Below are 18,590 nucleotides of genomic sequence, written 5' to 3'. Positions count from 1 at the left end.
GGAGCACCCCCCATGAACAGACCTTTCCACGCTGCATATCATGTCTATGACCTAAACCAGGCGCGGATTTTTTATCGAGATGTTTTGGGCTGTACGGAAGGCCGTAGCAGCGAGACCTGGATCGACTTCGATTTTTTCGGGAACCAACTTTCACTGCACCTGGGCACGCCGTTTCCCACCACGCGTTCCGGGCTGGTGGGTGAGCATCATGTGCTGATGCCGCATCTGGGCGTGGTGTTACCACTTGAGGAGTGGTTGACGCTTGCCGACCGTCTTACCCGCCTGGGTACATGTTTCGAGATTCCGCCAGTGACCCGATTCGCTGGCGAGCCAGGCGAGCAACGCACGATGTTTTTTCTTGACCCCAGCGGCAACCCCATCGAGGTGAAAGGGTTCAAAAACTTCGCCGGGCTGTTCGCTCAATAAATCCCTGATATCTACAACAATAAGGGCAACCCCCATGACCACCAAAAAACCAACCAGCCTTGTGACTCGCATCATGATCGGCCTGGCTGCCGGGATAATCGTCGGCATCCTTCTCAACCAGTTTCCCGAACACAAGCTGTGGTTCATTGACAATTTGCTGCAACCGGCAGGCGACTTGTTTATCAAGCTGATGAAGATGATCGTCGTGCCTCTGGTCTTCGCTTGCATGACAGTCGGCATTGCTGGCATGGGAAATCCCGCCGCGTTGGGACGCGTCGGCGTGAAGACCTTCGTTTACTTCTTCACGATCACCAGTGTTGCAATCGTCTTTGGCCTGATCGTTGGAAACGTCGTCGAGCCTGGCTCGGGGGCCGAATTTGGCAGTGCTTTGCAGACGCCAGTCACAGAGCTGGCCGCCAACGGCAAAACCCAGAACCTGGGGCAAACGCTATTGGCGATCGTACCGGATAACATCGTCTTGGCCATGTCACAGGGCAAGCTGCTCTGCGTGCTGTTTTTCGCCATCCTGTTCGGTTGCGCCTTGTCTATGCTGCCCGAGCAGCGCAAGGCCCCCTTGATCAGTGTGATGCAGGCCATCTCCGACACCATGTTCAAAGTCACCCATCTGGTCATGCATTACTCGCCAATCGGCATTTTCGGGCTGATCGCAGTCACCATCGCCAGCTTTGGCCTCAGTGCCTTGCTGCCACTGGCCAAACTGATCGGCACGACTTATATCGCAGTGCTGTTATTTGCATTGTGTGTATTGGGCGCAGTTGCACGCCTGGCGGGGATCGGCTTCTTCCACTTGGTGCGGGAGATACACAGTGAATTGTTGCTGGCCTATAGCAGCGCCGCTTCAGCGACAGTGATGCCTCAACTGATCGAGAAAATGGAGCGCTATGGTGCACCACGCCCGATTACCAGCATGGTTATCCCACTGGGCTACTCGTTCAACCTGGATGGCGCATCTCTTTTTGCTGCGTTGGGTACATTATTCATTGCCCAGGCGTATGGCATCGACCTGAGCCTGGCGGATCAGGGGATGCTGGTATTGATCATGGTGTTGACGTCAAAAGGCGCGGCGGGCGTGCCGGGTTTCATGTTTATCATCCTTACCGCGACCTTGACTGCGGCGGGTCTCCCCGTGGAAGGAGTGGCGATTATCGCTGGTGTCTATCGCCTGATGGACATGCCGGTCACGGCGCTGAATGTGCTTGGCAACGCGCTGGCGCCATTGGTGATTGCCCGGTGGGAGGGGCAACTGAGGGCACCTGACCGCACAGTTGCCGCCGAACCTGCCAGCACATCGCTGAACGCCTGAAAACTTTAGCCCTAGTGTCCCGCAAAGAGTCTGCATCAGTCTTCGCGGGACGGTATCACCTCCTTTCCTCGCCCTGACGTGCGCCGCAGCGATCAGGGGAACTCAACTTACTCTCGCTGCGAATCTGCGCATGGCTGATCAATGCAAAGATAAAGCTGCCACCGATGATATTGCCGGCCAGGGTTGGGCCGGCAAACACCAGCCAGAAGTCATGCCACGACAGTTCGCCGGCAAACACTAGGTACGAAACCTCTGCAGAGCCCACCACGATGTGCGTGAAATCCCCCAGGGCCATCAGGTAGGTGATCACAATGATGATCCACATCTTGGCGCTTTCCATCGACGGGATCATCCACACCATGGTGGCAATCATCCAGCCCGAGATGATGCCCTTGGCGAACATCTGGCCGGCGTCGTTTTCCATGACCTTTCGGCCGATCTCCAGGAAGGCCTGATCGGTCTTGGTGTCAAAAATAGGCAAGTGCAGCATCACGTAGGCCACCAGCAAGGTGCCGCACAGGTTGCCCACCAACACCACCGACCACAGCCGCAACAAGCGCCCGGCATTGGCCAAAGTCGGCTTGCTCATCACCGGCAGCACGGCGGTCAGGGTGTTTTCCGTAAACAATTGCTGGCGCGCCAGGATCACCGCGAGGAAACCTGCGCAATAGCCGAAGCTGGCGATGACCTTGAAAGCTTCACCGTCGGGCAGGCGCGAATTGAGCAATCCCATGGCCATCAACGACAGCCCCATGGTCAGGCCGGCGGCCAGCGCCGACCACCATAGGGCGGCGACGCTGCGCTCCAGTTCCTGATCGCCTTGGGTGCGGATAATTTCGTGCAGCACCGCCGCGCGGGGTGGTTGGTTCTCGTCGACATCCTGCTGCTCTTCCTGCGACAGGTTCGGAGTTTTACCGTCTTCGTGTGTGGCCATGATTTACCAAAGTCCAAGGGATGCCTGTAGCTACGACACGCCGTGACAGTGGCTGTTCAGTGGCCAGGCAACTAAACCGGTAGACGCCAGGCTTTGGCCGCTTCCACAGTGGTAGAGCGAAACGGGACACTCCAGGGTTTATTGCGCGCCTTGTAATGTTTGACGATGCCGTCGAGCACGTTATTGAACGCCTGTGGCGTCTGCGCATCTGCCAAGTCACGGGCTGCACGTCGCAGCAGCTCGATGTTGGATGCCGGCTGGCCCGGACGATAGAGCGACGGATAAATGACTTCCCGCGTAAAGTTTTCGGCTTTTACCGCCAGATCATTCCTTTTCATCTGTGCAACCGCGCTTTTCATCACCTTGGACATCGCGGTGTTATCGCCAACTGACGCTTTGCTCATCATTTGCAGGAGCTGCTGAAAATTAGGCTTGTCGGCTGCGTTGAGGCGCCGCCCCAACCATTCGACATACTCAGGGCCTCGCGCCAGCGCATCCAAGTTACGCAACGCCCTCGCGATCTTGGGTGTCACCGTCAGCTTGTCACCGGCCTGATTGGCTTCGGCAATGGCGACATTCAGCGCTTGCAGCGCTTGCGTTGCACCATTACGAAACATCAGCACATCCTTGGCGGCGGGATCCTTCTTCAGATCATGCTCAACGCTCGCCAGCATGTCATCGTCCATGGCCAATACAGCTTGGTCCAATGACTCAAATTGATAGCGCTCACGTAACTGCGCACGCCTTTCCAGGTGCGCGCCTACCGCTGCACGCGCCGACGCCTGCAGGTGCATTTTCTGATCGTCGGTCATGGTGAAATTAACCGTGCCACCCAGCAGGCCGCGAAAATCGCCCTTTTCGGACTTCAGCGGTAACACGACAGTCTGATCCGCTTGGGCCTTGAGCTTATCTTCCTGATACCCCTCGGCAGCCGCATGGGGAATTCCCAGGATCCTATCGACCACGTCACTCCAAAAACCGCCGCTCGTTGCAGGCTTCGGATTATCGGGTTCGAACTTGACAACCAACGACTCGGTCTTGCTCAGAGAGGGCTCTGAAGAAGGCGGATCAATCACCGCAGAAGACGGTGTATTGACCAGCAGCCCACCATCCTGGAATGCCGTTTGTTCAGCATGTTCCTGAAACAGATGGCCTTGCTCCTTCGGGCTTTTGAATAGGCCAGGCAGTGAGCCGGATATATGAGCCGCACGGGCAATGTCCATGTCAGGGGTGGTGCTGGCATTGAAGACCACCAACTGCGGTCGGCCATCGAACATGCCGACACCCGTAATATTGAGCTGCTTGACCGCCGGAATGTGGCGGCTCAACACCGCAAGATCATTAAAAGTCGGCCCTTCCCCTGCGCTGAGCCGGTCGGAAATCTTCATGACTTCATCTGGCCGGTTTTCCCGAGATGCCCCTGCGATCTGCGCCAACAGCGACTTACGCGCTTGATCGCCAATCAAATCCTCCAGAGGCTGCGCTTCGGTCTGCAGGCGCGGAATCAGAGTGAACAGTAATTGCGCGATGTTTCCGGCCGGCCCGGGTAAGCGCTCCGCCAACTTGCCAAGTTGAGCACTGGCCTTCTGTAACTTTGCGGTAAGAGAATTTTTGCTGCTCAGCAATTCAGGCAAGTTGAGGCTGTTCGATAGTTTTTCGAATGTCTTGGCATCCATGCCACTGGCGAGCAGCGCAGCGGAGATAGCGCCAGCCGAAGAGCCGGAGATGACTTTGACCCCGCCCATTGCCTTGTGGTCTTCAAGCGCCTGGACCATGCCCGGAAATGCAATACCCTTTGCCCCACCACCACTCAACACCAGATGTGCAGGCGGTGGCGGCGACAAGGTCACTTCCACCTGCCCATCGCTGGCGCGAGCAAGACTCATCTTGCGCTCGCCTACGTGCTTGACTAGAAATGCCTTTGCATCCTTATCGACGTTTTCAGACCGTTGAGGCTGAAAAATGGCATTAGAACTGGATACTTTCATACACGACTCTCTCTACAGGGTGAACCCTGAGTGAAGCGAGAGCCTGGGATAGGTCCATCCGGAATAATTTGGCAATGCAAATCAACCCGGGCTGAGGTTATTCAGGCGGGCTGTCTTCCTTGAACTGATCCTTCACGTACTTGATCTCGGTCCGCCCATGGGGCGCCGGCAGCCCGGCTTCGCCCAGATTGACGAATACCATTTTCTCCACGGTGAGGATGCTTTTGCGGGTGATCTTGTTGCGCACTTCGCAGGTCAGGGTAATCGAGGTGCGACCGAATTCAGTGGCGGTGATACCCAACTCAATGATGTCGCCCTGGCGCGAGGCGCTGACAAAGTTGATTTCGGAGATGTACTTGGTGACGACCCGCTGGTTGCCCAACTGGACAATCGCATAGATCGCGGCTTCTTCGTCAATCCAGCGCAGCAGGCTGCCACCGAACAGTGTGCCGTTGGGGTTGAGGTCTTCAGGTTTTACCCATTTGCGGGTGTGGAAGTTCATGGTCACTCCAAAGCGTCTTGCCGAATGATGGGCAACATCATGGCAGAGGCCGGGCCCAAGCTCTATGAACCATTGCCTATAGCGGCCATGAGCGATCTTCATGCCGGTGACGGAAAGGCTTGGGAAGTCTGGAATGCGCAGCTATAATCCCACCCGTTTCAAAACGGTCATCTTCAATTGTTACCGTTTTCCCGCCACCTGTCCGAGGGGCGCTGCAGCAGGTTCAACCTGTCAGGCTCGGATGGGGCGTTGTCCGGCCTGGTTGCCCTGGCCTGATACTAAACGCACAACGGCGCCCATTCGCACACTACGAATGGAGGCTCTTCATGAGCGCTGTCAACACGCCTGCAGATTTCACCGACTACAAAGTCGCCGATATGTCCCTCGCTGCCTGGGGCCGTCGCGAAACCTTTATCGCCGAATCCGAAATGCCTGCCCTGATGGGCCTGCGTCGCAAGTACGCCGCCGAGCAACCGCTCAAAGGCGCGAAGATCCTCGGCTGCATCCACATGACCATTCAGACCGCCGTGCTGATCGAAACCCTGGTTGCCCTGGGTGCCGAAGTGCGTTGGTCGTCCTGCAACATCTTCTCGACTCAAGACCAGGCCGCCGCCGCTATCGCTGCTGCCGGTATTCCGGTGTTCGCCTGGAAAGGCGAGACCGAAGAGGAATACGAGTGGTGCCTGGAGCAAACCATCCTCAAGGATGGCGCGCCATGGGATGCCAACATGATCCTCGACGACGGCGGCGACCTGACCGAGTTGCTGCACAAGAAATACCCGCAGATCCTCGATCGCGTCCATGGCGTGACCGAAGAAACCACCACCGGCGTACACCGCCTGCTGGACATGCTGGCCAAGGGCGAGCTGAAAATCCCGGCCATCAACGTCAACGACTCGGTGACCAAGAGCAAGAACGACAACAAGTACGGCTGCCGTCACAGCCTCAACGACGCCATCAAGCGCGGCACCGACCACCTGCTGTCGGGCAAGCAAGCCCTGGTGATCGGCTACGGTGACGTGGGCAAGGGTTCGTCCCAGTCCCTGCGTCAGGAAGGCATGATCGTTAAAGTGTCCGAAGTCGATCCGATCTGCGCCATGCAGGCCTGCATGGACGGTTTCGAAGTGGTTTCGCCATTCATCGACGGAGTCAACGACGGCAGCGAAGCCAGCATCGACAAAGCCCTGCTGGGCAAGATCGACCTGATCGTCACCACCACCGGTAACGTGAATGTCTGCGATGCCAACATGCTCAAGGCCCTGAAAAAGCGCGCCGTGGTGTGCAACATCGGTCACTTCGACAATGAGATCGACACCGCTTTCATGCGCAAGAACTGGGCATGGGAAGAAGTAAAACCTCAAGTGCACAAGGTTCACCGTACCGGCGCTGGGGATTTCGATCCACAGAATGACGATTACCTGATCCTGCTGGCCGAAGGCCGCCTGGTTAACCTGGGCAACGCCACCGGCCACCCAAGCCGCATCATGGACGGCTCCTTCGCCAACCAGGTGCTGGCGCAGATCTTCCTGTTCGAACAAAAGTACGCCGACCTGTCGCCTGCCCAGAAAGCCGAGCGCCTGACCGTGGAAGTACTGCCTAAGAAACTCGACGAAGAAGTGGCCCTGGAAATGGTTCGCGGCTTCGGCGGCGTGGTGACCAAGCTGACCAAGACCCAAGCCGATTACATCGGCGTGACTGTCGAAGGTCCGTTCAAGCCGCACGCTTATCGCTACTAAGTAACCGGCTGGTCCGTCTGTAGGACGGGCTTGCTGTGGTCGCAGAGCAATCTCCTGCGCCATAACAAGCTCGTTCTTGCAGCGTTCACCTTCGGCTTTATGAGTTTCAAAGGGTATGACCATGTCCCAAGACCGTCGCTACAGCTTCGAGTTCTTCCCGACCAAGACCGATGCTGGGCATGAAAAACTGATGGCCACTGCCGCGCAATTGGCCAGCTACCAACCCGACTTTTTCTCCTGCACCTACGGTGCCGGCGGCTCGACCCGCGACCGCACGATCAACACCGTGTTGCAGCTGGAAAGCCAGGTCAATATTCCCGCCGCACCGCACTTGTCGTGCGTGGGCGACAGCAAGGCCGACCTGCGCGGCCTGCTGACCCAGTACAAAGACGCCGGGATCAAGCGCATCGTCGCTCTGCGTGGCGATTTGCCGTCCGGTATGGGCATGGCCAGCGGTGAGCTGCGCCACGCCAATGACCTGGTGAGTTTCATCCGTGAAGAAAGCGGCGATCACTTCCATATTGAAGTAGCTGCTTACCCGGAGATGCATCCCCAGGCGCGCAATTTCGAAGACGATTTGCAGAATTTCGTGCGTAAGGCGAACTCCGGCGCGAACAGTGCGATCACCCAGTACTTCTTCAACGCTGACAGCTACTTCTACTTTGTCGAGCGTGTACGGGCTCTCGGTGTGGATATCCCAATCGTGCCGGGCATCATGCCGATCACTAACTACAGCAAATTGGCGCGTTTCTCCGACGCTTGCGGCGCAGAGATCCCACGCTGGGTTCGCAAGCAACTGGAAGCCTATGGCGACGACGTCAAGAGCATTCAGGCGTTCGGCGAGCAGGTTATCACCGAGATGTGTGAGCGTTTGTTACAAGGTGGCGCACCAGGGTTGCACTTCTATACCCTGAACCAGGCTGAACCCAGCCTTGCCATCTGGAACAACCTCAAGCTGCCACGCTGAAGTCTTTCCGGCTGAACCAAGGCCCTCGTTTCGACGAGGGCCTTTGTCGTTTTACATGTCCACGGAAACCCGCAGTCCATGAATACAGTGCCTACGACTTCCCGCCCGCAGTTGGTCTATCTGGTTTTCGGTGCGCAGACCTACCACCAGGAAGCCGTGTTCAGCATCGCCAGTGCCCTGGCGTTTCTGCAGGAAACCCCCGATGCCGTGGATATTCAGGTATTCAGCGACGACCCCGAGCCCTATCGCCTGCTGCCCGTACGCGTGCGCCCGCTGGACGAGGCCACGCGTAAACGCTGGTGCGAGCCCCACGGTTATCACTTCCGCACCAAACATGTAGCGTTGCGCCAGGTGCTTGAAGAGTCGGCGGTGGCGCTGCTGATCGACACAGACACCTTCTTCCATCGCTCCCCCCTTGAACTGTTCGAGCGCGTGCAGCCGGGCACGCTGCTGTGCAACGCTTTCTACACCCAGTACGGTGAAAACCGCGAGAGCATCCTCTATACCGCCCTGCACCAGCGTCTGCTCGACATGGGCGTGGCCGACGATCAGATGATGACGCTCAACTCCGGGGTCATGGGACTGACACAGCAGGATGTCCCGATTCTGGATCACTCCATCGCCTTGATGGATGAACTGTTCCCCCATGCCCAGGGCGCGTACACCTTGGAAGAGTTCTGCCTGTCGATCGCCGCTTACCGTACGGTCAAGGTGCGCGAGTGTCCGGACCTGATCCATCACTACTGGAGCCGCAAGCAACTGTTTCGCGCCAAGGTCAAAGCCTGGATCGCCAAGCACCAGTCGGCGCCCACCAGCGCTCAAGCCCTGGCCGATACCCGCCAGGTCTCCGCCCACCTGCCACGACCACCACGCATGCAGCGCCTGATGTACAAGATGATCACGCTGGTCCTGCCCAAGCACCAGCAACAGTTCATTCGCGAAATCCTTTACGGCTGCTACGAGCACGAGAATGAATTCGACCAGGCATGTGGCCCGGTCTGGTGGGACAAGGCACGACAGAACCAGGAAGAGCGACAGAAACACCCGATCGACGCTCACCAATTGGAACATTGGTTTGCCAATCCCGTCGTCCGCTTGATTCTCGGTGAGCGGCGTACCGCGATCTACGAACACTTGATGACGTCTCCGGCCAAATAACGCTATCCGCCGGATGCGCATGCCAGAGCTTCTCTTTAACGCAGTGGCATCGTAACCTCAGGGCATGCACGCCCTTCTGAAGCTGTTGACCGCTGCGCTTTTCACTTGCCTGAGTCTGGCCGCTTATGGCGAGAAATTGCGCATTGTCACCGAGCCGTGGGCACCTTATGTGTATGAAGACCAGGGCGCCATGTACGGGCTGGACTATGAAACCACCGTCATTGTGTTCCAGCGTCTCGGGGTCGAGGTACAGTGGCAATTCCTGCCCTGGAAACGCTGCCTGGCGATGTTGGACCAAGGCCACGCCGACGGCGCGCTGGATATTTTCCACAGCCAGGCGCGCGACGCCCAGTTGCTGTACCCCAGCGAACCGCTGTCGGACGTGGACTTCGTGCTGTTCTATGCCAACGAGCGCCCCCACCCGGCGCAGCATCTGGATGACCTGCGCGGGCTGACAGTGGGCACCTCGCCGGGTTACCTGTACGGGGCTGAATTCAGCGATTCGGCGCTGTTCAATCGCGAATCGGCGCCGAGCCACGAGGCGAACTTCGGCAAATTGCTGCTGGGGCGTATCGATCTACTGATCACTGATCGCCGGGTCGGCCAGCATCTGATCAAGACATTGGGCCTGGAGGGCAAGGTCAGCCAGGCGCCGCTGGTGGTCAGCCGCCAACCGCAGTTTCTGGCCGTACGCCGTGGCGCGGGCATGGACCTGCTGGTGCAGCGTTTTGCCGCCGAATTAAAGCGTTTCAAACAAGAGCCTGGCTATGCCGCCTTGAGCGCCCGATACGGCGGAATCCCCGGTATTGCAGCTGCAGAACGCACCGTTGAGCAGCAGGAAAGCAGCGCGCCGTGATTGCTCTGTTATACTCCGGCCTTTCCGCCAGGCTTACGCCCGGCCGCTGAGGTCTTGAAAAAGGCACCCAACCCCGCTACAGCGCAGCTTTGCAGCCCGCGCGAGCCGGTGGAGTGCTCGCCAGACGCAGCAGGACCGGACGGGATTTCGCTCCCCTAAGCGCCATTCACGCCCGGCAAGATTATCCCTTTGGGCCAAGCCCTAACTAAAACAGGATTACTCATGTCCTTTGCTTCCCTCGGTCTCTCCGAGGCTTTAGTCCGCGCCATCGAGGCAGCGGGCTATACCGAGCCTACTCCCGTGCAACAGCGGGCTATTCCCGCCGTGTTGCAAGGTCGCGACCTGATGGTCGCAGCCCAGACAGGTACTGGTAAAACCGGCGGTTTCGCCCTCCCGATCCTGGAGCGGTTGTTCCCCAACGGTCACCCGGACAAATCCCAGCGTCACGGCCCGCGCCAACCGCGCGTACTGGTCCTGACCCCTACCCGCGAACTCGCCGCCCAGGTCCATGACAGCTTCAAGCTGTATGCCCGCGACCTGAAGTTCGTCAGCGCCTGCATCTTCGGCGGCGTCGGCATGAACCCTCAGGTTCAGGCCATGTCCCGTGGTGTCGACGTGCTGGTGGCGTGCCCCGGTCGTTTGCTCGACTTGTGCGGCCAGGGCAGCGTCGATTTGTCCCACGTAGAAATCCTCGTGCTGGACGAAGCCGACCGTATGCTCGACATGGGCTTCGTCCATGACGTGAAGAAAGTCCTCGCCCGCCTGCCGGCCAAACGTCAGAACCTGCTGTTCTCGGCAACGTTCTCCCAGGACATCACCGCCCTGGCCGGCAAGCTGCTGCACAACCCGGAGCGCATCGAAGTCACGCCGCCGAACACCACGGTCGAGCGTATCGAACAACGCGTGTTCCGCCTGCCCGCCAGCCACAAACGCGCGCTGCTGGCCCACCTGATCACCGCTGGCGCCTGGGAACAGGTGCTGGTGTTCACCCGCACCAAGCATGGCGCCAACCGCCTGGCCGAGTACCTGGACAAGCACGGCCTGACCGCCGTCGCCATCCACGGCAACAAGAGCCAGAACGCGCGCACCAAAGCCCTGGCCGACTTCAAGGCCGGCACCGTGCGTATCCTGGTGGCCACCGATATCGCCGCCCGCGGCCTGGATATCGACCAATTGCCACATGTGGTCAACTTCGAGCTGCCGAACGTCGATGAGGACTACGTGCACCGTATCGGCCGTACCGGCCGCGCCGGTCGTTCGGGCGAAGCCATCTCCCTGGTGGCGCCGGACGAAGAAAAACTGCTGAAAAGCATCGAGCGCATGACCAAGCAGAAAATCGCCGACGGCGACCTGATGGGCTTCGATGCCAGCACCGTAGAAGCCGAGAAGCCTGAAGCGCGCGAGCGTCCCGATGTGCGTAACCCACGCAACCCGCGCGGTCCGAAGGGCGATGGCCCGAACGGCGGTGGCGGTGGCGGCGGTCGTCGCGACAAAGGCAAGGACAAGGGCAAGGAAAAATCCGCCAGCAACGGCCGTGGCGAACGCCCGGCCCGCGAGCAAAAGCCCCGCGAAGGCACCCCGGCCCGCGAACAGCGCCAGCCGAGCCAACCGCCACGCGCCGCGGCTGACCGCGCTCCGGACGAGTTCCTCGACGACGATGTGGATAACTTTGGTAACCGCGTTGACTACGTGCCTCAGGCCAAGCCGGCCCAGGGCCGTGGCCGTCGTCCAGGTGCTCCGGCACAGGGCGCGGGCGCAGGCGCTCCTCGCGGCGGTCAGCCACAGGGCGGCCGTCAGAATGGTCCGCGTAACAGCAGCGGCGGCACCACCGGCACCCCGCCAGCCAAGCGCAACGGCCCGCGTAACGGCGCTCCGCGTGATGGCCAGGCCCGTCGCGAAGACTCGCGTAATCGCCGCCCGGCCCGTGACGACCAGCCACGCTCCTCCGAGCCAGCCGTGCAGAACCCGCGTGGCGGCCCCGCTCCGAAGATTATCCACAAGGAGTCGAAGGTCGATCGTTTCCCGACTCCAGAGCAATTGGATCAATTGCCCGGCCGTCCTCGTGGCGAAAAACCAGCGTTGCTGACCCGCAACCGCTGAGTTTCTACGCAGCATAAAAAATGCCCCGCTCTTTCGAGACGGGGCATTTTTTTGGGCTCAACAAACTAAATATGGGAGGAGGCTCACCCCCGATAGCTGTTTATCAGTATCAACAGGCAGACCGAGCTGCCATCGGGAGCAAGCGCCCTCCCCCACTGAGCACATTCCAGACACAAAAAAACCGGATGCTGAGATCCGGTTTTTTTAACCGCGCAGAATTACTTCTGCTTCACGCCTTCCAGCGAGATATCCAGATCCAGGGTCTGAGAGGACGGGCCTGGGCCTTTGATGCCGAAGTCGTTCAGGTTCAGCGTGGTCTTGGCGTTGAAGCCGGCACGCTCGCCGCCCCATGGGTCTTTGCCTTCACCGTTGAACGTGGCCTTGAAGGTCACCGGCTTAGTCACGCCGTGCAGGGTCAGGTCGCCGGTCACGTCAGCAGTTTTGTCGCCGGTGGATTTAACGGCGGTGGACACGAACTTGGCGTCAGCGAACTTGGCAACGTCGAGGAAGTCTTTGCTGGCGATGTGCTTGTCACGCTCGGCGTGGTTGGACCACAGGCTGGCGGTTTTCACGTCGACTGCGATTTTGCTGGCTTCTGGCTTGGCCGAATCCCAGCTGAACGTGCCATCCCAATCCTTGAAGGTACCGTGGATGAAGCTGTAGCCCAGGTGGCTGATTTTCCAGTCGATGAAGGCGTGCTGGCCTTCTTTGTCGATCTTGTAGTCAGCCGCCATGACCTGGCCTGCGGACAGCAAAGCAGTACCGATTGCCAGTGCAGCGAGTGTCTTTTTCAACATGCTTTCTATTCCTTGTGAGTCGAGGTTGAACATCAGGCTTTGCGCCCCAGCATTCGCGTCAGGGTCGCATCACGATCGATAAAGTGGTGTTTCAACGCAGCCACGCCGTGCAAGCCGGCGAAAACCACCAACACCCAGGCCAGGTACAAGTGCACCAGACCCGCGTTGTCTGCCTGGTCCGGTAGACCGGAAACCACGGCAGGAATTTCAAACAGGCCAAACACCGGAATACCGACACCGTCTGCGGTGGAAATCAGGTAACCGGCGATCATCACCGCAAACAGGCCGACGTACAGGAACATATGGCCAAACGCCGCGCCGATACGGGTCAGGCGGCTGTAACTGGCCAGCGGCGGTGGCGGCGGGCTGATCAAGCGCCAGACGATCCGCACCAGCATCACCGCAAACAGCGTGATGCCGATGCTCTTGTGCAGGTCCGGTGCATCTTTGCGCCAGGCACTGTAGTAATCGAGTCCCACCATCCAAAGGCCCAGGGCGAACAGACCAAACACCACCAGGGCCACGCCCCAGTGCAAAACCATACTGACCCAGCCATATCGGGCCGGTGAGTTACGTAGCTGCATGTACTTAATCCCGTAAGAGCTGCGCCCAAGACTAGCGTGTTAACTATCGAATTAAAGCGGAAAATTTCGCTTTGAAATATCGAGAAATGCGATCTAGAGCCTAGGCACGATAAGTTAACCAAGGATTAAGGACTATTCCTGAGAAACGTGACAGTCCGTCCTGTGTTTACTGCCAATTCACACGCCATGGGTTGTGACACCGCCCTGCTTTGCATAGGCTTGCGCGATTGTTTCACCTGCGCCGGTCGCAGGACCGCTTCGAGGAGAGACACGATGGGCCTGAACAACCAGTGGATGCAACGCGATCTGGCGGTGCTGTGGCATCCCTGCACCCAGATGAAAGACCACCAGCAATTGCCGCTGATCCCCATCAAGCGTGGCGAGGGCGTGTGGCTGGAAGACTTCGAAGGCAAGCGCTACCTCGACGCCGTCAGCTCCTGGTGGGTCAACGTGTTCGGGCATGCCAACCCGCGCATCAACCAGCGCATCAAGGATCAGGTCGATCAACTGGAGCATGTGATCCTCGCCGGTTTCAGCCACCAGCCGGTGATCGAGCTGTCCGAGCGCCTGGTGGCGATGACGCCCGAGGGCCTGACCCGTTGCTTCTATGCCGATAACGGTTCGTCGTGCATCGAAGTTGCGCTGAAAATGAGCTTCCACTATTGGCTCAACCGCGGCCTGCCGAACAAAAAGCGCTTCGTGACCCTCACCAACAGCTACCACGGCGAAACCATCGCCGCTATGTCGGTGGGCGATGTGCCGCTGTTTACCGAGACCTATAAGGCGCTGCTGCTCGACACGATCAAAGTACCCAGCCCCGATTGCTACCTGCGCCCCGAGGGTATGAGCTGGGAAGAACACTCACGCACGATGTTCCTGGCCATGGAACAGACCCTGGCCGAGCACCATGCCACGATCGCTGCGGTGATCGTCGAGCCGCTGATCCAGGGCGCCGGCGGCATGCGCATGTATCACCCGGTGTACCTCAAGCTGCTGCGCGAAGCCTGCGACCGCTACGGCGTGCACCTGATCCATGACGAAATCGCCGTAGGCTTCGGCCGCACCGGCAGCATGTTCGCCTGCGAACAGGCCGGCATCCGTCCGGACTTCCTGTGCCTGTCCAAGGCCCTTACCGGCGGCTATCTGCCCTTGGCCGCCGTGGTGACCACCGAGGACGTGTACAGCGCGTTCTACGACGACTACCCGACCCTGCGCGCCTTCCTGCATTCCCACAGCTACACCGGCAACCCCCTGGCGTGCGCGGCGGCCTTGGCGACCCTGGATATTTTCGAAGAAGACAACGTCATCGAGAACAACAAGGCCCTGGCCCAGCGCATGGCCACCGCCACCGCGCACCTGGTGGACCACCCCCATGTGTCAGAAGTGCGCCAGACCGGCATGGTGCTGGCCATCGAGATGGTCCAGGACAAAGCCACCAAGACCGCCTACCCATGGCAGGAACGCCGTGGCCTGAAGGTATTCGAACACGCACTGGAGCGCGGCGCGTTGCTGCGGCCGTTGGGCAGCGTGGTGTATTTCCTGCCGCCCTATGTGATCACGCCGGAGCAAATTGACTTCCTGGCCGAAGTGGCCAGCGAAGGCATCGACATCGCCACCAACAGCAGCGTCAGCGTCGCGGTGCCACAGGACTTCCACCCAGGCTTTCGCGATCCGGGTTGATTCCCCACCTTTTTAGGCACCCTCGCCACCGTTATCTTGCTCCTGCACAGAATTTCCCAGAGAACAGAAATGAGATTGTCCCGCTTTTTCACCGACACCCCGCTGAGCCTCGGCGACGTAGAACTGCCAGAGGCCCAGGCGCATTACATCAGCCGCGTGTTGCGCATGGTCGAAGGCGACGCCGTGCAATTGTTCGACGGCTCCGGCCAGGAATTCCTCGGCAGCTTGCTGGAAGTCGGCAAGAAGCGCGTCACCGTGCAACTGAGCGAGAGCTTCGCGGGCCAGGCCGAATCCCCGCTGCACATCCACCTCGGCCAGGGCCTGTCCCGGGGCGAGCGGATGGATTGGGCGATCCAGAAAGCTACCGAGCTTGGGGTCAACGCGATCACGCCGATTTTCAGCGAACGCTGCGAAGTGCGCCTCAAGGACGAACGCGCCGACAAGCGCCTGCTGCACTGGCGCCAGGTGGCGATCAGCGCGTGCGAGCAATGCGGGCGTTCGACGGTGCCGGTGATTCACCCGCCGCTGCTGCTGGCCGATTGGTTGAAGCAAACCGCGGCGGACCTGAAGCTGGTGCTGCACCCGGTGGCTGAACCGATGATCAGCCATGCCAAGCCGTCGAGCCTGGCGTTTTTGATCGGGCCAGAAGGTGGGCTGACCGACAATGAAGTCGAAACGGCCCAAGCCGCCGGCTACCACGCCGCCCGCCTTGGGCCGCGGGTGTTGCGTACCGAAACCGCGCCCGTCGTTGCATTGGCCGTGGCCCAACAACTCTGGGGCGACTTCTAACGCCCTTACCTTGTAAACCCAATCAAAACTGTGGGAGCGGGCTTGTGTGGGAGCCGGGCTTGCCCGCGATGCAGTCACCTCGGTCTTTCAGTAACACTTGGGTGATGCTATCGCAGGCAAGCCAGCTCCCACAGTAGATTGGGTTACCACATCAGCACATCACTCCACCGGGTCGCTGACCGGCTTGGCAATGATCGCCTTCAGCTCGCTGGTCATCGGGAACTCAAGGTTCAAGCCCTTGGGCGGAATCGGCTGTTCAAACCAGCGCTGGTAAATCCCGTTGATTTCCCCGCTGCGGTACAGGTCACCGAGGGTCTCGTTGACCACCGCCAGAAACTGCGGGTCATCCTTGCGCACCATGCAGCTGTAGATTTCCCGCGACTGCTCCTCGCCCACCACCACCCAATTGTGCGGGTCCTTGGCCTTGGCGCGTTCGCCGTAGAGCAGCGCGTCGTCCATGTAGAACGCGGCCGCGCGGCCAGTCTCAAGCATCTTGAATGCCTCGCCATGGTCCTTGGCGCTGATCACAAAGATATTGGCCTTGTGCTCAGCACTGTAGCTTTTGAGGAAGCGCTCGTTGGTGGTGCCGGCGGTGGTCACCACGTTCTTGCCCTGCAGATCGGCAAACCCCTTGATGCCGCTGTCTTTGGCAGTCAGCAACTGGCCCTTCACGTAGATAAACCCGTAGGAAAACGCCACCTGTTTCTGCCGCTCGGCGGTCACCCCGGTGGAACCGCATTCCAGGTCGACGGTGCCGTTCTGCACCAGCGGGATGCGGGTCTGGGAGGTCACCAGGTTGTATTTGACGTTGAGGTTGGGCACCCCGGTTTTCTGCTGGATGCGTTCGACGATCTTGTTCGCCAGGTCCACCGAATAGCCCATGGGTTTGCCGCTATGGTCGCCCACGTACGAAAACGGTACCGAGGCGTCGCGATAACCCAAGGTAATCGACTTGGCGTTGGCGATCTTGCTCAGCGTACCGCTCAAGGCCGCTTCGTTCGCCACGGCCTGCGCGCCCCATAACAGCCCCACCGCGCAGCCGGTCAACAGGATTTTTTTCATTGTTATGCTCCGTTGGTTTTTTGGTTATTTACGTACAGCAATCACACTGATTTCCACCAGCACGCTCGGCCGTGCGAGCTGGGCTTGCAGGGTGGTCCGGGTGGGCGCCATCCCCGGTGTCAGCCACGCGGACCACACTTCGTTCATCGGCGCAAAACCGCTGTCGATGTCCTTGAGATAGATGGTCGCATTGAGCAAGTGGTCCTTGTCGCTGCCGGCCTGGGCCAACAGCGCGTCGATCCTGGCCAGGACTTCGCGGGTCTGGGTCGCCACGTCCTGGCCGTCACCCGGCACCTGGCCCGACAGAAACACCAGCTCATTGAAAGTCACAGCGCCGCTGAGGCGTTCGTTGGTGTTGATTCGTTGGAGGGTCATGGATGCGTCCTCACGCGGCGCGGGGCGACAGGCCCTGCATATCGATGGAAGGTTGGTGCTGGCCGATCAGTTCGGCGAGCAGTTGGCCGCTGCCGCAGGCCAGGGTAAACCCGAGGGCGCCGTGGCCCAGGTTGAGCCACAGGTTGCGGTAAACGCTCGCGCCGATCAGTGGCACACCGGTCGGCGTGGCCGGGCGCATGCCGGCCCATTCCAGCGCATGGCTATAGTCACCGGCTGTAGGAAAAGTCTCGACCGCCTGGCGTTTCATCAGCGCCAGGCGCTTAGGCTCAAGGCTGGCATCGAAACCGACGATATCCACCATGGCCGCCACCCGCAATTGTTCGCCGATGCGTGCGTAGACGATCTTGCGGTCGTAGTCGGTGATGCTGATGTTAGGAGCGCGGTGCTGCTCGCCAATCGGCACACTGAGGCTGTAACCCTTGAGCGGATACAACGGCAGCGACACGCCAGGCAACGCCAATTCAGCGCTGCGGTGCCCGGCGGCCAGCACCAGGTGCTCCACCGGCATGACCTCCTCGCCCAGCTCCAGCGCCTGCACCGCACCCTCGGCATGACGAATACCGGTGACCTTGCGCCCCAATATAAATGTGCAACGCCCCGATGCCTCCAGACGCGCCGCCAGACGCTGACAGAACGCATGGCAATCGGCGACTTCCTCGTTTGGCGTGTAGATACCGCCGACAAAACCGCCTGCCGCCAGCGTCGGTTCCAGGCGTGCGCAGTCCAGGGCGGATAGCACCTGTTGTTGCAGGATGTCGGTGACCTTGCTGCGCGCATGCTCAAAGGTATTCGCGTTGCGAAAGGCCACCAGCTTGCCGTTGCGCCGCCAGTCGAAGCCGTCCAGACGATCGTCGACGCGCCATTGCTGCAAGGTGTTTTGACTCAGGGACGCCAGACGCAGCAGGTGCGCGGCGTTGCGTTTATTCACCGAGCCTCGGCAGGCGCCGACAAACGCCGCCATCCAGCGCCATTGTTGGGGGTCCAGGCGCGGGCGCAGTTTCAATGGCGAATCGCCGCGCAGCAGCCAGCCAATCGCTTGCAGCGGCACACCGGCATCGGCCAGCGGCGCGACGTAGCGGTAAGACAATTGCCCACCGTTGGCAAAGCTGGTTTCGCTGCCGAGGCGCTCGCGCGCGTCGATCACCGTGACCTCATGACCGGCACGCACCAGCGCGTACGCACTGGCCAAGCCGATCACCCCACCGCCGATAACGCAAACCTGCCTGGCCATGCTCGCCCCTGCCGTTGATTGAGAGAGCCCAAGCGTAGGGGCAGGTGACACGCTACCGAC

General features: G+C 59.8%; 17 protein-coding genes and 1 riboswitch. Of the genes, 9 read left to right on the top strand and 8 right to left on the bottom strand.

Going from position 1 to position 18,590, the window contains the following annotated elements; genetic code table 11:
• Nucleotides 1-12: 12 nt before the first annotated feature.
• Both K1567_RS18335 and K1567_RS18330 read left to right on the top strand, forming a co-directional pair.
• Nucleotides 13-426, top strand: coding sequence for a VOC family protein (locus K1567_RS18335; RefSeq protein WP_047881705.1), 414 nt, complete (start codon nucleotides 13-15; stop codon nucleotides 424-426).
• Nucleotides 427-460: 34 nt separating this feature from the next.
• Nucleotides 461-1,750: a cation:dicarboxylate symporter family transporter gene (locus tag K1567_RS18330; protein ID WP_259445007.1), complete on the top strand. Its 1,290-nt coding sequence runs from the start codon at nucleotides 461-463 to the stop codon at nucleotides 1,748-1,750.
• Between the two features lie 55 nt (nucleotides 1,751-1,805).
• Here K1567_RS18330 and K1567_RS18325 read toward each other — a convergent pair whose 3' ends face one another.
• The 3 genes from K1567_RS18325 to K1567_RS18315 form a co-directional block, all read right to left on the bottom strand.
• The gene (locus tag K1567_RS18325; RefSeq protein ID WP_047881706.1) at nucleotides 1,806-2,684 is read right to left on the bottom strand and encodes a formate/nitrite transporter family protein; all 879 of its coding nucleotides are present in this window, start codon (nucleotides 2,682-2,684) and stop codon (nucleotides 1,806-1,808) included.
• A 71-nt stretch (nucleotides 2,685-2,755) separates the two neighbouring features.
• On the bottom strand, nucleotides 2,756-4,672 hold the full coding sequence (locus K1567_RS18320) for a patatin-like phospholipase family protein (protein ID WP_169867575.1): 1,917 nt from the start codon (nucleotides 4,670-4,672) through the stop codon (nucleotides 2,756-2,758).
• A gap of 97 nt (nucleotides 4,673-4,769) precedes the next feature.
• On the bottom strand, nucleotides 4,770-5,174 hold the full coding sequence (locus K1567_RS18315) for a hotdog domain-containing protein (protein WP_220698743.1): 405 nt from the start codon (nucleotides 5,172-5,174) through the stop codon (nucleotides 4,770-4,772).
• A 198-nt stretch (nucleotides 5,175-5,372) separates the two neighbouring features.
• A riboswitch (S-adenosyl-L-homocysteine riboswitch) is annotated at nucleotides 5,373-5,479 on the top strand.
• Between the two features lie 21 nt (nucleotides 5,480-5,500).
• On the opposite strand from K1567_RS18315, the gene ahcY reads away from it, so the two are divergent.
• The 5 genes from ahcY (at nucleotide 5,501) to K1567_RS18290 (ending at nucleotide 11,991) form a co-directional block, all read left to right on the top strand.
• The gene (gene ahcY / locus K1567_RS18310) at nucleotides 5,501-6,910 is read left to right on the top strand and encodes an adenosylhomocysteinase (RefSeq protein ID WP_034139646.1); all 1,410 of its coding nucleotides are present in this window, start codon (nucleotides 5,501-5,503) and stop codon (nucleotides 6,908-6,910) included.
• A gap of 121 nt (nucleotides 6,911-7,031) precedes the next feature.
• Nucleotides 7,032-7,877, top strand: a complete 846-nt coding sequence (gene metF, locus K1567_RS18305) for a methylenetetrahydrofolate reductase [NAD(P)H] (RefSeq protein ID WP_034101762.1) — start codon at nucleotides 7,032-7,034, stop codon at nucleotides 7,875-7,877.
• 78 nt (nucleotides 7,878-7,955) lie between these two features.
• Nucleotides 7,956-9,035 carry a hypothetical protein gene (locus K1567_RS18300; RefSeq protein ID WP_169867576.1) on the top strand — a complete coding sequence of 360 codons (1,080 nt, stop codon included), beginning with the start codon at nucleotides 7,956-7,958 and terminating at the stop codon, nucleotides 9,033-9,035.
• 64 nt (nucleotides 9,036-9,099) lie between these two features.
• Nucleotides 9,100-9,891, top strand: coding sequence for an ABC transporter substrate-binding protein (locus K1567_RS18295; RefSeq protein WP_034115343.1), 792 nt, complete (start codon nucleotides 9,100-9,102; stop codon nucleotides 9,889-9,891).
• 222 nt (nucleotides 9,892-10,113) lie between these two features.
• Complete coding sequence (locus K1567_RS18290) at nucleotides 10,114-11,991, top strand: DEAD/DEAH box helicase (protein ID WP_034101237.1); 1,878 nt, start codon at nucleotides 10,114-10,116, stop codon at nucleotides 11,989-11,991.
• 218 nt (nucleotides 11,992-12,209) lie between these two features.
• Here K1567_RS18290 and K1567_RS18285 read toward each other — a convergent pair whose 3' ends face one another.
• Together K1567_RS18285 and K1567_RS18280 are read right to left on the bottom strand one after the other, a co-directional pair.
• Entirely contained in the window at nucleotides 12,210-12,788 is a 579-nt protein-coding gene (locus K1567_RS18285) for a YceI family protein (protein WP_034101238.1), read from the bottom strand.
• A gap of 32 nt (nucleotides 12,789-12,820) precedes the next feature.
• A complete protein-coding gene (locus tag K1567_RS18280) occupies nucleotides 12,821-13,372 on the bottom strand; it encodes a cytochrome b (RefSeq protein ID WP_169867577.1) in 552 nt (183 codons plus the stop codon).
• Between the two features lie 273 nt (nucleotides 13,373-13,645).
• Between K1567_RS18280 and K1567_RS18275 the strand changes: the two genes are divergently transcribed.
• Complete coding sequence (locus tag K1567_RS18275) at nucleotides 13,646-15,052, top strand: adenosylmethionine--8-amino-7-oxononanoate transaminase (protein WP_034101240.1); 1,407 nt, start codon at nucleotides 13,646-13,648, stop codon at nucleotides 15,050-15,052.
• Nucleotides 15,053-15,121: 69 nt separating this feature from the next.
• A complete protein-coding gene (locus K1567_RS18270) occupies nucleotides 15,122-15,841 on the top strand; it encodes a 16S rRNA (uracil(1498)-N(3))-methyltransferase (RefSeq protein ID WP_034101241.1) in 720 nt (239 codons plus the stop codon).
• 159 nt (nucleotides 15,842-16,000) lie between these two features.
• Here K1567_RS18270 and K1567_RS18265 read toward each other — a convergent pair whose 3' ends face one another.
• The 3 genes from K1567_RS18265 to K1567_RS18255 are packed head-to-tail and all read right to left on the bottom strand — an operon-like array spanning nucleotide 16,001 to nucleotide 18,530.
• Nucleotides 16,001-16,903, bottom strand: coding sequence for a transporter substrate-binding domain-containing protein (locus tag K1567_RS18265; RefSeq protein WP_034115344.1), 903 nt, complete (start codon nucleotides 16,901-16,903; stop codon nucleotides 16,001-16,003).
• 24 nt (nucleotides 16,904-16,927) lie between these two features.
• Nucleotides 16,928-17,278: a RidA family protein gene (locus K1567_RS18260; RefSeq protein ID WP_034101243.1), complete on the bottom strand. Its 351-nt coding sequence runs from the start codon at nucleotides 17,276-17,278 to the stop codon at nucleotides 16,928-16,930.
• 10 nt (nucleotides 17,279-17,288) lie between these two features.
• Nucleotides 17,289-18,530 carry a D-amino acid dehydrogenase gene (locus K1567_RS18255; protein WP_034115345.1) on the bottom strand — a complete coding sequence of 414 codons (1,242 nt, stop codon included), beginning with the start codon at nucleotides 18,528-18,530 and terminating at the stop codon, nucleotides 17,289-17,291.
• Nucleotides 18,531-18,590: the final 60 nt, after the last annotated feature.

The organism is Pseudomonas sp. S5F11 (genome assembly GCF_019641515.1).
GTDB lineage: Bacteria > Pseudomonadota > Gammaproteobacteria > Pseudomonadales > Pseudomonadaceae > Aquipseudomonas > Aquipseudomonas rhodesiae.
Note: the sequence above shows the minus strand (reverse complement) of the source record. Positions and strands in the feature narration are given on the sequence as shown.

What these genes read in the sequence shown, in the direction of transcription:
- K1567_RS18315 (WP_220698743.1), bottom strand. Translation starts at nt 5,174, where the DNA reads ATGAACTTCCACACCCGCAAATGGGTAAAACCTGAAGACCTCAACCCC.
- K1567_RS18290 (WP_034101237.1), top strand. Translation starts at nt 10,114, where the DNA reads ATGTCCTTTGCTTCCCTCGGTCTCTCCGAGGCTTTAGTCCGCGCCATC.
- K1567_RS18325 (WP_047881706.1), bottom strand. Translation starts at nt 2,684, where the DNA reads ATGGCCACACACGAAGACGGTAAAACTCCGAACCTGTCGCAGGAAGAG.
- K1567_RS18295 (WP_034115343.1), top strand. Translation starts at nt 9,100, where the DNA reads ATGCACGCCCTTCTGAAGCTGTTGACCGCTGCGCTTTTCACTTGCCTG.
- K1567_RS18335 (WP_047881705.1), top strand. Translation starts at nt 13, where the DNA reads ATGAACAGACCTTTCCACGCTGCATATCATGTCTATGACCTAAACCAG.
- K1567_RS18275 (WP_034101240.1), top strand. Translation starts at nt 13,646, where the DNA reads ATGGGCCTGAACAACCAGTGGATGCAACGCGATCTGGCGGTGCTGTGG.
- K1567_RS18285 (WP_034101238.1), bottom strand. Translation starts at nt 12,788, where the DNA reads ATGTTGAAAAAGACACTCGCTGCACTGGCAATCGGTACTGCTTTGCTG.
- ahcY (WP_034139646.1), top strand. Translation starts at nt 5,501, where the DNA reads ATGAGCGCTGTCAACACGCCTGCAGATTTCACCGACTACAAAGTCGCC.
- K1567_RS18300 (WP_169867576.1), top strand. Translation starts at nt 7,956, where the DNA reads ATGAATACAGTGCCTACGACTTCCCGCCCGCAGTTGGTCTATCTGGTT.
- K1567_RS18265 (WP_034115344.1), bottom strand. Translation starts at nt 16,903, where the DNA reads ATGAAAAAAATCCTGTTGACCGGCTGCGCGGTGGGGCTGTTATGGGGC.
- K1567_RS18255 (WP_034115345.1), bottom strand. Translation starts at nt 18,530, where the DNA reads ATGGCCAGGCAGGTTTGCGTTATCGGCGGTGGGGTGATCGGCTTGGCC.
- K1567_RS18330 (WP_259445007.1), top strand. Translation starts at nt 461, where the DNA reads ATGACCACCAAAAAACCAACCAGCCTTGTGACTCGCATCATGATCGGC.
- K1567_RS18270 (WP_034101241.1), top strand. Translation starts at nt 15,122, where the DNA reads ATGAGATTGTCCCGCTTTTTCACCGACACCCCGCTGAGCCTCGGCGAC.
- K1567_RS18320 (WP_169867575.1), bottom strand. Translation starts at nt 4,672, where the DNA reads ATGAAAGTATCCAGTTCTAATGCCATTTTTCAGCCTCAACGGTCTGAA.
- K1567_RS18280 (WP_169867577.1), bottom strand. Translation starts at nt 13,372, where the DNA reads ATGCAGCTACGTAACTCACCGGCCCGATATGGCTGGGTCAGTATGGTT.
- K1567_RS18260 (WP_034101243.1), bottom strand. Translation starts at nt 17,278, where the DNA reads ATGACCCTCCAACGAATCAACACCAACGAACGCCTCAGCGGCGCTGTG.
- metF (WP_034101762.1), top strand. Translation starts at nt 7,032, where the DNA reads ATGTCCCAAGACCGTCGCTACAGCTTCGAGTTCTTCCCGACCAAGACC.